The sequence below is a fragment of the Elusimicrobiota bacterium genome (assembly GCA_016722575.1).
In the GTDB taxonomy this organism is placed as follows: Bacteria; Elusimicrobiota; Elusimicrobia; order FEN-1173; family FEN-1173; genus JADKIY01.
In genome coordinates this window covers 66274-79169 of record JADKIY010000006.1, presented here as the reverse complement: position 1 = coordinate 79169, position 12896 = coordinate 66274, and the positions used below count along the sequence as shown (strand labels likewise).

The 12896-nt window shown below is 63.7% G+C and carries 12 protein-coding genes; all 12 read right to left on the bottom strand.

Annotation, left to right across the window (positions count from 1 at the left end):
• Positions 1-108: 108 nt before the first annotated feature.
• The 12 genes from IPP68_10220 to IPP68_10165 all read right to left on the bottom strand — a co-directional run bounded on the left by IPP68_10220 (position 109) and on the right by IPP68_10165 (position 12896).
• Positions 109-1977, bottom strand: coding sequence for a thiamine pyrophosphate-binding protein (locus IPP68_10220; GenBank protein MBL0350729.1), 1869 nt, complete (start codon positions 1975-1977; stop codon positions 109-111).
• Between the two features lies 1 nt (position 1978).
• Positions 1979-2593 carry a response regulator gene (locus IPP68_10215; protein ID MBL0350728.1) on the bottom strand — a complete coding sequence of 205 codons (615 nt, stop codon included), beginning with the start codon at positions 2591-2593 and terminating at the stop codon, positions 1979-1981.
• A gap of 152 nt (positions 2594-2745) precedes the next feature.
• The gene (locus tag IPP68_10210; GenBank protein MBL0350727.1) at positions 2746-4068 is read right to left on the bottom strand and encodes a UDP-glucose/GDP-mannose dehydrogenase family protein; all 1323 of its coding nucleotides are present in this window, start codon (positions 4066-4068) and stop codon (positions 2746-2748) included.
• Positions 4065-5090 carry a dTDP-glucose 4,6-dehydratase gene (gene rfbB / locus IPP68_10205; GenBank protein MBL0350726.1) on the bottom strand — a complete coding sequence of 342 codons (1026 nt, stop codon included), beginning with the start codon at positions 5088-5090 and terminating at the stop codon, positions 4065-4067. Before rfbB ends, IPP68_10210 begins: the two co-directional genes overlap by 4 nt.
• 8 nt (positions 5091-5098) lie before the next feature.
• Positions 5099-7192 carry an LPS-assembly protein LptD gene (locus IPP68_10200; protein ID MBL0350725.1) on the bottom strand — a complete coding sequence of 698 codons (2094 nt, stop codon included), beginning with the start codon at positions 7190-7192 and terminating at the stop codon, positions 5099-5101.
• A 33-nt stretch (positions 7193-7225) separates the two neighbouring features.
• Positions 7226-8131 carry an ROK family protein gene (locus IPP68_10195; GenBank protein MBL0350724.1) on the bottom strand — a complete coding sequence of 302 codons (906 nt, stop codon included), beginning with the start codon at positions 8129-8131 and terminating at the stop codon, positions 7226-7228.
• A 10-nt stretch (positions 8132-8141) separates the two neighbouring features.
• Positions 8142-9386 carry a bifunctional folylpolyglutamate synthase/dihydrofolate synthase gene (locus IPP68_10190; protein MBL0350723.1) on the bottom strand — a complete coding sequence of 415 codons (1245 nt, stop codon included), beginning with the start codon at positions 9384-9386 and terminating at the stop codon, positions 8142-8144.
• A gap of 13 nt (positions 9387-9399) precedes the next feature.
• Positions 9400-10245 (bottom strand): acetyl-CoA carboxylase carboxyltransferase subunit beta, encoded by an 846-nt coding sequence (locus IPP68_10185; GenBank protein ID MBL0350722.1) that lies wholly within the window; start codon positions 10243-10245, stop codon positions 9400-9402.
• Between the two features lie 149 nt (positions 10246-10394).
• The gene (locus IPP68_10180; GenBank protein MBL0350721.1) at positions 10395-11186 is read right to left on the bottom strand and encodes a tryptophan synthase subunit alpha; all 792 of its coding nucleotides are present in this window, start codon (positions 11184-11186) and stop codon (positions 10395-10397) included.
• 101 nt (positions 11187-11287) lie between these two features.
• A complete protein-coding gene (locus IPP68_10175) occupies positions 11288-11467 on the bottom strand; it encodes a hypothetical protein (GenBank protein ID MBL0350720.1) in 180 nt (59 codons plus the stop codon).
• A 4-nt stretch (positions 11468-11471) separates the two neighbouring features.
• Complete coding sequence (locus IPP68_10170; protein MBL0350719.1) at positions 11472-12401, bottom strand: PorV/PorQ family protein; 930 nt, start codon at positions 12399-12401, stop codon at positions 11472-11474.
• Positions 12402-12407: 6 nt separating this feature from the next.
• Entirely contained in the window at positions 12408-12896 is a 489-nt protein-coding gene (locus tag IPP68_10165) for a TonB-dependent receptor (GenBank protein ID MBL0350718.1), read from the bottom strand.

Genomic DNA, 12896 nt, shown 5'->3' with positions numbered 1-12896 from the left:
CCAAATCGTGATCGTCGAACGGAGACGGGGGAAGAAGATGGGGTCCCACCACCCAAGACGGTCGGTTTCGGCGAGGACTCATGGTGCTTCCGGGTCCGCCCTCAACCGTTATCCCCGGCCCTGGAAAAAACGTTCCAGCGTCGCCAAACGAATGCCGGTGGGCGGCATCGCTTCCGGATCGGTGCGAACATCGATAACGCAGGGGCGTCCCGAAGCCAGGGCCTGGCGAAGGGCTTTTTCGGTATCGCCCGCGCGATCCACCACAAAAGACAGAGCCCCCACCGCGTCGGCGATTTTCGCCACGTCCAAACGTTGATTGAACTGGGCCGTGTTGAACTTGCCTTTGAATTGAAGCGTTTCGCCGACGTGGACCATGCCGTGCCCGCCGTTGTTCATGACCAGCCAAACGACGGGGATATCGTTTTCCACGGCGGTGTGAACTTCCATGCCGTTCATGGCAAAGGCCCCGTCGCCCACGAGGGCCACCACGGGGCGGTCTTTGGCGGCCACTTTCCCGCCGATGGCCCCGGCCACCGCGTGGCCCATGGAGCCGAAGCCCATGTTGATGAAGAAGGTTCCGGGTTCCCGGACGGGGAAATAGTGGAGGGCCCAGGCCATGACATTGCCGATGTCGCAGAAAACGATGGCGTTGTCGGGGAGGGCCCGGCGCATTTCGGCGATCACGCGTTGAGGCCGAAGGGGCAGGGATTCGTCCTCCATGCTCTTGGCGTCCATGATGCGGGGGTGCATGGCCTTCAGGGCCCGCACCGCGGCCAGGCGGTAGCCGAAATCCATGGTGGTGTCCAACCAACGGGAGTCGCGCTCAATTTGATAGTTCAATTCCAGAAGGACTTGTTTGGCGTCGCCCACCAAGCCGACCTTCACGGGGAAATTTTTTCCGATTTCCCGGGGGTCCACGTCGATGTGCATCAGTTCCTTCCCGTTCATAAAGCGGGGGTCCCAGGCGTGGGAGCCCGCTTCGCTGAAGCTGGTGCCGATGGCCAAGACCAAGTCCGTTTCGTCGGAGAGGAGAACCGCGTCCGCCTGGGGCGAGCCGGCCAATCCGAAAATGCCCAGGGACAAAATGTGGTCTTCGGGAAACACCCCTTTGGCTTTGGGCGTCGTGGCCACCGGGATTTTGAGGCGTTCGGCCAACACTTTAAGTTCATCGTAGGCCCGAGAGAGATGCACGCCGTACCCCGCCAAAATGGCGGGACGATGGGCGCGGAGCAAAAGTTTGGCGGCTTCCTTCACCGACCGGCGGTCGAACACCTCGGCCTGGGGCCGATACTGGGACGGCGTCCGAAGGTCCACCGGAACCGGACGTTTCACCATGTCGGCGGGGAGGCTTAAATGGATGGGGCCCGGGCGGCCGGACAGGCCCGTGCGAAGCAAGTGCCGGGTCAATTCGGCGATTTTCTCCGGGGCCATGAGCATCACGCTGGCCTTGGTCAGGTCCTTATACATGTCGACGATGTCGATGCCCAAAGGCGAGCTTTCCTGGGCCGCGCCCTTGCCGAAGGCGGCCAAGGCGATTTGGGCGGTTAAAATTAGGATGGGAACGGAATCGCGAAAGGCGCAGGCCACGCCCGTCATGGCGTTGGTGGCGCCGGGGCCGGTGGTGGTGCAACAGACCCCCAGGCGCCCGGACACCCGGGCGTAACCGTCGGCCATGAAGGCGGCGCCTTCTTCGTGCTTGGTGATGATGGGGCGCATTTTCCCGCGGTCGAAAATGCCCTCATACAAGGGCATCAGGGGACCGCCGGGAATGCCGAAAATCGTGTCCACGCCCTCCTGCTCCAAATAGGCCAGCAACATTTGGACGGCGGGCAGGGTTTCGGGCGCCGCCCCCGGCAGAACGGTCGGCAAGACGGCCGGCACGGGGACCGAAGCCGCGGCGGTGGCGATTTCTTTGATCGTCGAACGATGGGGTTGGGACTTGGGAACGGGATTTTTGGATCGATCGCGGGTGGACATGTCAGTGCGCCCCCACCGTTTTAAGTTTGGCGGCCGGGAGGAGGCCCAGCAGGTCCATGGCCGACGTCAGCACATCGGCCATTTTAAAGGGTTTGAGGAAAAAAGCGTGGCTGTTCTTTTTAAAGGCTTCGAGCCGTTCGTTGGTCAGACGCTGGCCCGTCATGCCGATGACCTTGACGCCCTGGGTTTTGGGATCCGACCGGAGAGTGGCCAAAACGCGGGTTCCGTCCACCAAGGGCATGGCGACGTCCAACAAAACAAGATCGGGGGGGGTTTTGCCGATGTCCAAGAGGGCTTCGACGCCGTCGCGGGTCCAGCGGACGTCCAAATCCTTGGAGGCGCGTTGAAGGGAGCGGACCAGCAATTGGCCCAAATCCGTTTCGTCTTCCACCACCAACACCCGGCGGCGGCCCGCGCCCAGTTCCATGGGGATGGGAAGGTTGTATTTCTTGAGAAACTCGAGGAAGTCCGATTCCAGCACTCGCCGATGCCCCCCTGGGGTGGTGTAGGCTTTGATCCGTTGCTGATTGGCCCACTTAATGACCGTCGTGGGGCGGACGCTGCACATCTCGGCGATTTGAAAAGTGGTGAACACCCGCTCCCGCTTCTCCCGCATCGGAAGCCCCCAAAAATCCGTAGTGTAATTAGTGTAACTTGTACAACTTAAGCTTCCCCTCGAAAAATAAGTATAGTCCGGCCTCCCCCCCCTGTCAAGGCGGGTCGGCCAAAGTGTTGCAAGATCGTTTCAGTGGATTTTAAAGAACCGCGTTAGTGACCGGCGAGTCCCGCGGAACCCCGGCCCACGCTGTGGTAAAGGAAGCCCAAGGCCGCGGCGGCGGCGGGATCGAAGAGGTTTCGTCCGTCGACGAGAACCGGCGTGCGCAAAAGGGCTTTGACGCGGGAAAGTTCGATGGCCTTGTACTCTTTCCACTCGGTGGCGACCAGAAGGGCGTCGGCCTCCCGAACGGCGTCCAGAGGGGATTTGACGAAGCGGACCCCCGGCAGGAGCGGGCCGGCCTTTTCCATGGCCACGGGATCGTGGGCGTTCACCTTGCACCCTTCGGCCTGGAGGGCGTGGATGATGTCCAGGGCGGGGGCGTTTCGCAAATCGTCGGTGTCGGGCTTAAAGGCCAGCCCCCAGACGGCCACGGTTTTCCCCCGCAAATTCCAAAGGGCTTGCCGAAGGCGCTCCACCGCCCAATGGCGCTGGTGTTCGTTGATCTCCCGCACCGCCTTGAGAAGTTTAAAATCCACCCCCACCCCTTCGGCCATTTTAATGAAAGCGCTCACGTCCTTGGGAAAGCAGGACCCGCCGTAGCCCAACCCCGCCCGAAGGAAGGAGGCCCCGATCCGGGCGTCGTAGCCCATCCCCTTGGCCACCAGGGACACGTCGGCCCCGACCCGTTCGCAGAGGGCGGCCACGGCGTTGATGAAGGAAATTTTGGTCGCCAGGAAGGAATTGGAGGCGTGCTTGATTAGCTCCGCGCTTTTGATGTCGGTCACGACGAAGGGCGCCTTGATGGGGGCGTAGAGCTCCCGCATCACTTTTTCGGCCCGTTCGGATTCGACCCCCACCACGATGCGGTCGGGTTTTGAAAAGTCCTGGACGGCGGTGCCTTCCCGCAGAAATTCGGGGTTCGAAACCACGTCGAACTCCACGCCTTTTTTACCGTGCAGGCGGAGGGTCTGGCGGACCTTGGCGCCGGTGTTGACCGGCACCGTGGACTTCTCGACGATGACGGTGTAGCGGTGGAGGTTTTGCGCCACCTGGCGCGCGACGGTCTCCACGAAGGACAAATCGGCTTCGCCGTTGGGGAGCGGCGGGGTGTTCACGGCGATGAAGACCAATTCCGCCGACTTCATGGCCTCTTTCAAATCGCCCGTGAAGGAGAGCCGGCCTTTTTTGCGGTTGGCGGCCACCACCGCGTCCAAACCCGGTTCGTAGATGGGCAAGCCGCCCTTTTTCAAGGTCGCCACTTTGGCCTTGTCCGCGTCGACGCAGACGACCCGATGTCCGATGTCCGCCAGGCAGGCCCCGGTGACCAGGCCCACGTATCCCGTGCCGACGACCGCTACGTGTTTGGGTTTCATGACTTCTCCTTGTTCTTGGGGAGGCGGCCGCCGTATTGTTTTTGGTAATAGGCGCCGAAGGATCGATCCTTCACCCGCCGCCACCAGGGTTCCTGGGACCGGTACCATTCGATCAAACCGGGCAATTCCCGCTCAAAGGGCCGACGGATCCGCCAACCCAGTTCCCGCCGTATTTTTCCGGCGTCGGGGGCGTAGCGGCGGTCGTGGCCGGCCCGGTCCTTCACAAAGGCCAACAGGGTCGCGGGAGCGCCCAGGGCCTTTAAAATCGCCCGGGCCACGTCGATGTTGCGGAATTCCCGGTCGGCCGCGATGTTGTAAATCCCCCCCGGCCGGCCCCGTCGGAGAACCCGTTCCAGGGCCTCGCAGTGGTCCCGCACGTGAATCCAGTTCCGCACGTTGTCGCCCTTCCCGTAGAGGGGCAGGGGGCGCCGGTCCAGGGCGTTGGTGATGAAGAGCGGCAGAAACTTTTCCGGGTGCTGGCGCGGACCGAAATTGTTGGTGCACCGGGTCACGATCGTCGGGAACCCGTGGGTGAGCCACTGGGCCAAAACGAGATGGTCCGAGGCGGCCTTGGAGGCGGCGTAGGGGCTCGTGGGATTCAACACCGCCGTTTCGGGGCTCCGCCCCTTTTCCACGGAACCATAGACCTCGTCGGTCGACACGTGAAGGAACCGCCGCACCCCCGCCAACCGGGCGGCGTTCACCAGCACGTGGGTGCCCTCGACGTTGGTGCGCAAAAAGGGCGCGGCGTCCAGGAGGGAGCGGTCCACGTGGGTTTCGGCGGCGAAATGGACCACCGCCTCCGCCCCCACCAAGGCCCGGTCCACGTCGGCCCGGCGGCCGATGTCCCCCTTCAAAAACCGGTGCCGCGGGGACTTCAGGGCGTCGCCCAAATTGGCCCGGTCGCCCGCGTAGGTCAACTTGTCCAGGGTGACGACCCGGTCGTTCCGGTGGTTTTCCAGCCAATGATTGACGAAATGGGACCCGATGAAGCCCGCGCCGCCCGTCACTAAAATTTTCATGCGCCCTATCAGTACGCGTCCCGGGTGTCCCGGGCGGGATGGAATTGCTGTTCGTCGGGCAGGGCGGTCCGTTGCTTCAATTCCAGATTCGTTTTCAGGTCGACGCGCAAAAAGACCTCGTTGACGCCGGGGCGCTCGCGATAGGTCACGCGAACCACCCAGCAGTGAAGGTCCCGGCGAACGATGAGGTTTTTTTCACGGAAATCAATTTTATTGTAACGGAAATGCCCCCGGCCCGTGGCGGTGTATTGCACGTCGCCCGACAGCCACCAGCCCCGCGTCAAATTAAAGGCGGCGCCCTGGGAAATATCCAGCTCTCCGGGACGGCCGACATTGTAGCTAATTCCGTTGGAAAAATAGGTTTTGTCGTCGGAACCGAAGCGCAGGGTGGCCGCGGTGGTTTGGGGCTGGCGCACGGGATAGAGCCGAACGGTTTCGCGCAGGAACGCCTTGACCCAGGGGCGGGGCTGGGCGCTCACTTCCAAAGCCGGCGGCGTGAAACGTTGGCGGGGCGATTGGTAGTTCAGGTTCGGCGTGTCCCGAAGGTCGTAGGCGGTCGTGGCCCGGGCCCAAAAAGACGATCCGGCCCGGTAGGAGCCGAAAAACGCCAGGTCGTTTTGTTCCAAACCCCGGTCGGCCGCCAGGGTGTCCCGGTGGAAGGTGTTGGGGCTCCAGCGGACTTTGTAGCGGTGGGTCAAGTCGTAATCCAGGGAGCGCGTCACCCGGTGGCGCCAATTGAGGTTGGTGAACCCCCGCCCCCGGGTGACGTCCGCCGGGTCCAGGACGGTTCCCGAATCGGTGTGGGACTGCCATTGCTCCGTCACCCCGGCCGAGGGTTCCAGGGTGAGGGATTTCGTGAGGGGCAGGCGCCATTTGAGACCCAGCGTGCCGTCGCCGTATTGGCGGTAGGTGTCTTTATCGGGGTTGATGGGGTTGGGGGTCAACCCCGACAAGGACGGCCGAAGGTATTCGTTCCGGAAATTGGCCGAGGTGTTGAAATAAAAGTTGCTGCGGCCGAGGCGAATCGGGCTGGACTGGACGCTCACCTGGGGCAGGACGGTCCGCTGGGTCACGAACCGCTTCTGGTCCGCGTCGAAGGAGCGATCGTGCTCCAGCGAAATCCGCGACGTGAATATGGAGCCGCTCCGGGTGAGGGCCAGGCTGGATTCCCCCAACTGGCGCACCCGGTCGTAATCGTCCCGCACGAAGGTGTTGTTCACGTCCCGGTCGCTTTGAAAGGCCACGTTGGATTGGACGGACCAGCGTTGGGCGATTTGCTGCCAGTGCCCCACCCGGACGTTCCACCGGCGGCCGTTGGTCAACCGGTCTTCGATGGTGTAGCCGGAGACGGACCCCCGAACCTTCGGGTGGTTGTAGGCGAACTCCCCGCCGTAGCCGTTGCCGGACTTGGAGTAATAATCCCAGAGGACGCTGGCCCGGGTTTCGTCCGAAATCGGATAGGTGAATACCGACTTGGCGAAATAGCCGTTCCGGGCGCTGTTGCCCGGATCCACCGTCAACGTCCAGCGGTTGTCTTTCAGGGATTTGCTGTAGTAGGGCCAGTAGAACACCGGGTCGTGGCCCGCCGCGAAACGGGCGTTGGAGACGGACAGGCGCTTTTTCGTCCAGTATTTGGCCCGGCGGGCGCGGAAGTGGTAGTGGGGCGGGTCCAGGTCGCAACTGGTGAAGGCCGCGCGCTCCAGGCGGTAAAGGTCCGGGCCCAATCGCTTGACCCGACGGGCCCAGACGCGCCAGGGGCCCTGTTGAACGAAAATGTTGGAAAGCACCCCGGTCGAAGCGCCCCAGTCGTAGTCGATATCGTCGGCCAACACCCGGGCGCCGCCTTCTTCCAAATAGACGTGCCCCCGGGCCTGGGCCACCCGGCTGGAGAGGTAAAGAGTCAAGTCGTCGGCTTCCAGGCGGGTGGTGCTCGAGAGCAAAACGGCGTTCCCCCGGGCGATCACGGCGTTATCGGTGGACCGGAATTCCAGGTAATCGCAGGTGAGAGTGGCGGTGGTCAGGGCGACCGTGGATTCTGGAACGACGAAGGATTCTTCGGCCCGTCCCCGGGCCGTCCCCCCCAGGACAAGAAGGCCGAGCACCGCGCCGCGCCCAAACCCTTTTCGCGTCATGGATTAAGGAACGAGGAGCGCCGCGCCGGCCACGCCCAGATCGGCGCTCCGACTCGAAACGGATATTTTGACCGCCCGGGCGGGGGTGGCGAAGGCCCGCGCCGCCATGGCCCGGCGGGCGGCGGGAAGGAAAAGCGGCGCGCCCCGGGCCACGCCCCCCGCGAGCAAGATCGCCTCGGGATTGAAAATATTGAGCACGTTGGCCAAAGCGACGCCCAGCGCCCGGGAGGCCCGCTGCCAGGCGGCCCGGGCGATCCGGTCCCCGGCCCGGGCGCGGTCTTCCAAAATTTTGGGGTCCAGTTCTCCCGCCGCGCGGCCGGCCCGTCGGTACTCGCGCCGGGCCCAGGCCACCATCGCCGCCCCGCCCAAATAGGCCTCCAGGCAGCCGCGGTTGCCGCAGGCGCAGGGGGCGCCGTCGGCTTCGATCACCATGTGGCCCAGTTCCCCGGCGGTGCCGGAGGCGCCGCGGTAAAGGCGTCCGTCCAAAATGAGCCCGCCCCCCACGCCGGTCCCCAGGGTGAAGGCCACCAAATTTTTGACGCGCCCCCGAAATTCCAAATGATAGGCGCCCCAGGCGGCGGCGTTGGCGTCGTTTTCGATGAAGAGCGGCTTGGGAAATCGGTTCTTTCGGAACAGGGCGGCCAGGGGAACGTTGTTCCATCGGAGGTTCGGGGCGAAACGGACGACGCCCTTGACGGGGTCCACGTCGCCCGCCACGCCGACGCCGGTGCCCCGCAGGGGGCGGTTCAACCACGGGGCCACGGCCTTCTTCAAGGCCGCGACCAGGGCCGCCGGGCGGCGGTCGGTCTCGACGCGTTGAAGTTTCCGAATCGCTCCCCGTTCGTCGACCAGGGCCAATTTGACCTGGGTGCCGCCCAGGTCAATCCCCAGTCTCAATCCGTTTCGCATGGTGTCTCTCTTACGCCGCTTTCCGGGCGGGCGTTTTTTTTGAAAAGCGTTTCATCATTTCGCCCACCAAATACAGGGACCCCGTGACCAGCACGGGACCGGCCCCGAAGATCGCGCCGACTTCCCGGCGGTCGTTTAAATTATTCACCGTCGCGGTCGGGCGCCGCCGGGCCCACAGCCGCCGAAGCTCCTCCGCCGTTCGGGACCGGGGCGTGGGCAGGGCGGTCACGAACACCCGCCGGGCGAGGGGGGCCAGGTGTTTCGCCATGGCGGCGGCGTCTTTGTCTTTCAAGCAACCGAAAAGAAGCGTCGCTTTTTCCCGGCCCCAGGCGGAGGTCCGCCAGGCCCGGGCCAGGGCCCGGGCGGCGTCGGCGTTGTGGGCGCCGTCCAGGACCACGGGGCCCCGGCGGTCCACCACGTCGAAACGGCCCGGCCAACGGGCCCCGGCGATTCCCCGACGGAGCGCCGCCTCCGGGATTTTCCACCCCCGGGCGATCAAGGCCGCCGACACCGCCACGGCCAGGGCGGCGTTTTGAACTTGATGGGGGCCGCGAAAAGGAACGACCAAATTCGAAAATTGAAACCCCGGCCCTTGAACGGACATTCTCCCGTCGCCGTCTTTTCGACCGGGCGCTGAACGAACCCGAAGTTCCCGGCCCAGGGTCCAGAGCGGGACGCCGGTCTCTTCCGCCCAGCGATCGCTCTCCTTCCAAAATCCCCTGGGAAGGTGTTGAACCATCACTGTGCCCGCGCGCCCCACTTCGCGCTTCTCCCGGTAAATGTGCCGGCGGGTGGGCCCGAGCCACTCCCGGTGGTCCAGCCCGATGGAGGTCACGACGGTCACTTCCGGCGCGGGATGGGCGTTGGTGGCGTCCCATCGGCCGCCCAGGCCCACTTCCAACACCGCGAGGTCCACGCCGGCTTCGGCGAAGGCCAAAAAGGCCAGAGCCGTTTGGGCTTCAAATTCGGAAAGGCCCGTCCCCCGGGCGGCCCGACGCACACGGGCTTCGAGCCGCCGCCACCGGGCATTGGAAATGGGAACGCCGTCCAGACGGACGCGTTCCCGCAGATCCATCAAATGGGGCGAGGTGTAAAGACCGGTGCGGTGACCCGCCGCGCGGAGGGTCGACTCGACCATCGCCGCGACGGACCCTTTGCCGTTGGTCCCGGCGACGATCACCGCGGCAAAAGAGTCCTCGGGGTGGCCCAAACGGGAGAGGACCTTCCGGATCCGCTCCAGGCCGGGCCGAATCAAGGGAGGGGAGGCGTCAGACGGCCGCCGCGGCGGCTTTGCGCGCGGCCATGAAAAAGGCCGCCAATTCCGACAGGCGCCCTTTGAGATGGGCGCGGTCCACGACCACGTCCACCATGCCGTGCTTGAGCAGGAATTCCGACTGTTGAAAGCCCTGGGGCAGGGTCTGGCGGATGGTTTGCTCGATGACCCGGGGGCCCGCAAAAGCGACCAAGGCCTTGGGTTCGGCCACGATCACGTCGCCCAGCATGGCGAAGCTCGCGGTCACGCCGCCCGTGGTGGGGTCGGTCACGACGGAAATAAACGGCAGGCGCGCCTTATCCAACCGGGCCAGGGCCGCGCTGGTTTTGGCCATTTGGAACAAAGAGAGGATGCCCTCCTGCATGCGGGCGCCGCCCGAGGCCGAGACGACGATCACCGGCAGTTGGTCTTTCAGGCCGCGCTCGATGGCGAGGGTGACTTTTTCCCCCACGACGCTGCCCATGCTGCCGCCCATGAAGCCGAAATCCAAGACCGCCAGGGCCACGGGCTGTCCGTTGATTTGGGCGACGCCGGCCAAAATGGCCTCGCGTTCGCCGGTTTTCTTTTTGCTTTCCTTCAGGCGCTGAACGTAGGGCGCGGTGTCCACGAAGCCCAGGGGGTCCACGCCGGACAAGTCCGGGGCGATTTCCTGGAAGGTGCCCTCGTCCACCAACTGGGCCACGCGTTCCCGGGCCGTGGTGCGCAGGGGCGTGCCGCACTTGGAGCAGACCTTGAGGTTCTTCTCCAGTTCCTTGTTGTAAATGATTTGCTCGCACTTGGGACACTTGGTCCACAAGCCGTGCGGGACGGATTTCTTTTTTCCGGATTCGTCGACGGGCATGATTCTCTCCTAACGGCAATGTCGTTTACTTAAGGTTCGTCACCCCGGCGCAGGCCGGGGTCCAGGGTTTTAATCGGTTCTGAAATAACGCCTTTGAGACTGGATACCGGCTTTCGCCGGTATGACGGCCTATGTGAACCGCATTTCTCCTAACAATCCATGGACTGGCGCAGAGCGCGGGCCAAACCGGCCACCGATTCTTTGTTTCTTAAGCGTTGAATAAAAGCCGAACCCACGATGACGCCGTCGGCCAAGGGCGCCAGGCGCCGGGCGTCCGCCGGGGTCGCCACCCCGAACCCCACGGCCACGGGCACGGGCGATCCCCGGCGAAGGTCTTTTAAGAAAGCCGGAAGGTCCGAAGAAAAACCTTTGCGGGCCCCGGTCACGCCGGTCACGGACACCGCGTAGAGAAACCCGCCGCTTTGGCGGGCGATCCATCGCCGCCGGGCCGGCGGCGTGGTGGGGGCCACCAAATGAATCAAGTGAATTCCCACCTTCGTCAGAGCCGCCCGCAGGGGGCCGGCCTCTTCGGGAATCAAATCGGGAACGATGAGCCCGTCCACCCCCGACGCCCGGGCCTCCCGGGCGAACCGGGCGAACCCCCGATGGGCCACGGGGTTCATATAGGTCATGAGCACCAGGGGCACGTTGTGTTTCCGTTGAAATCCCCGGGCCCAACTCAAAATCTTATCCGGGGTCGCGCCGCCCTCCAGGGCCTTCTGGGAGGCGAACTGAATGGTGGGCCCGTCGGCGATGGGGTCCGAAAAGGGAACCCCGATTTCCAGAATATCCACGCCGGCGCGCACCAAATCCTTGGCGGCGCGGTCCATCCCGGACAGGGTGGGAAACCCCCCGGTCAAATAGGCGATGAAAGCGGGGCGCTTTTCTTTCTTTAAATCCGCAAACACGCCGTCAATTCGATTTAAAATACGCTGCGACAAAAGAAATCCTTCCCCCAAGAAAGAGGCACGGACACTATTTTAATATGAAACCGCTTATAAAGGAAGGAGGAAAGAAAAACAGGCTGATTTTTAAATACGTTTTAAGAAGGCGGATTCGGCGTCTTGGCCGCTCGAAACCTTTTTATAAGGTCGTCCACGATCAGGGCGTCCATCATGGCCGGCCCCGGGTCCTTCTCGTCGTTCAGCAACATTTCCCGGTAGCGACGCAGAGCCACCAGGAGGTGGGAGATCTGCAGGTCCGTGAAGGAGAAGTCCGCCATCGCCCTATCGGAATTGGAAAGACAGGTTCAAGAGGTGGGTGTAACCCAAATCCCCGTCCGGGAGAAAGGCGTAATCCAATCCGATTTTCCGAAAAAGGACTCCCGCGCCCGCCGAGAAACCCGCCGCGGTGCCCTGGTCTTTGGTTCGGGTCGTGTAACCGCCGCGCAGAAACGCGCGGCCGCCGCGAAAATCCCGGTGATATTCCAACCCGCCGCCGTAGGTCGGGTCGGCCTTTTGAACCCGCTCGGTGTCGAAGACGGCTTCCCAGCCGGGGCGGGGAACGTAGGCCACCCCCGCGCGGAGCAAGGCCGGAAGGGATTCGCCGCGAGCGGCGTATTTGAGTTTTCCTCCCCAGTTGTCGGCGGCGACGCCCACCCGCAACGTGCCTTCCCAAAGCGCCGGGGACAGATACCCCACGCCGCCCGCGAGCGTCGAGGCTGTGTGTTGAATTTTGCTTCGGATGTATTTGAGCGAAACGCCGATCCCGTGGCCTTGAACGGTTCGGGCCAGGGCCACGGTTCCGGCGGTGTCCGCGGGCGAAAAACTTCCCGTTTCTTGGGCCGCGGCGTCCAACCGGGACAGGGAACCCACGGAGGCGTGTTGGAGAAGAACGCCCAGGGCCCAGGCCCCGGAAAGCCGCCGACCGACGGCGGCCGCGTCGTAGGACAATTCATTGTTGAGGAAACTGCCGTGGGAGAGGAGGGCGTTGCCCCCGTTCAGGCGAGAGAGGGCCCCGGGATTCCAGTAGACGGCGGAGGCGTCGTCCACCAAGGCCACGGAGGCTTGGCCCAAGGCCGCCGCCCGGGCCCCGACCCCGAGCCGGAGAATAGCGGCGGGGCGTGTTCCCGCGCCGGCCGCGGAAAGCGTCGACGGCGCCAGGGGAAGGACAAGCGATAGGAGCGCGAAGCGCGAAAAGCCTGCGGAAAAAGGCACGGGCGGCTAAAAAGCGAATCCGACGGCGACGGCCGGGCCGATGAAGTTGCCCTTTTCTTCCCGCCAACGGGGCGATTTTTCCCACTTCTTCTTAATACGGGAATATTTGAGGCCCACTTCCAAATTCCATCGGGATTGCCACTGCCATTGGTAGCCGCCGGAAACCCCGGCTTCCCGATGGGTGTAGCGATCGTAATCGATGCCGTCGATGGTTTCGTTGTGGTCCAGCCGGTATTTTGAAAAAAACGGCCCCACGTAGGGGGAGGAACCACTCTTCCAAAAATAGTATTTCACCCCCACGGTTGAATAGCCCGCGCCGAGGCCGAGGTGTTCCCATCGGAATTCCGCGCCCAACACCCCGGTGAAGGGCGAAAACCCGATCTTGGGCGAGAGGGTCCAGGTTTTGTTTTCCCCCAGGAGGGCGGCCGACGACGGAAACGGACAAAGGACCGTTCCGACCAGCAACGCGCCCAGGGCCCGGTAATTTTTCCTCAT

What these genes read in the sequence shown, in the direction of transcription:
- IPP68_10220 (MBL0350729.1), bottom strand. Translation starts at nt 1,977, where the DNA reads ATGTCCACCCGCGATCGATCCAAAAATCCCGTTCCCAAGTCCCAACCC.
- IPP68_10215 (MBL0350728.1), bottom strand. Translation starts at nt 2,593, where the DNA reads ATGCGGGAGAAGCGGGAGCGGGTGTTCACCACTTTTCAAATCGCCGAG.
- IPP68_10210 (MBL0350727.1), bottom strand. Translation starts at nt 4,068, where the DNA reads ATGAAACCCAAACACGTAGCGGTCGTCGGCACGGGATACGTGGGCCTG.
- rfbB (MBL0350726.1), bottom strand. Translation starts at nt 5,090, where the DNA reads ATGAAAATTTTAGTGACGGGCGGCGCGGGCTTCATCGGGTCCCATTTC.
- IPP68_10195 (MBL0350724.1), bottom strand. Translation starts at nt 8,131, where the DNA reads ATGCGAAACGGATTGAGACTGGGGATTGACCTGGGCGGCACCCAGGTC.
- IPP68_10185 (MBL0350722.1), bottom strand. Translation starts at nt 10,245, where the DNA reads ATGCCCGTCGACGAATCCGGAAAAAAGAAATCCGTCCCGCACGGCTTG.
- IPP68_10175 (MBL0350720.1), bottom strand. Translation starts at nt 11,467, where the DNA reads ATGGCGGACTTCTCCTTCACGGACCTGCAGATCTCCCACCTCCTGGTG.
- IPP68_10165 (MBL0350718.1), bottom strand. Translation starts at nt 12,896, where the DNA reads ATGAGGAAAAATTACCGGGCCCTGGGCGCGTTGCTGGTCGGAACGGTC.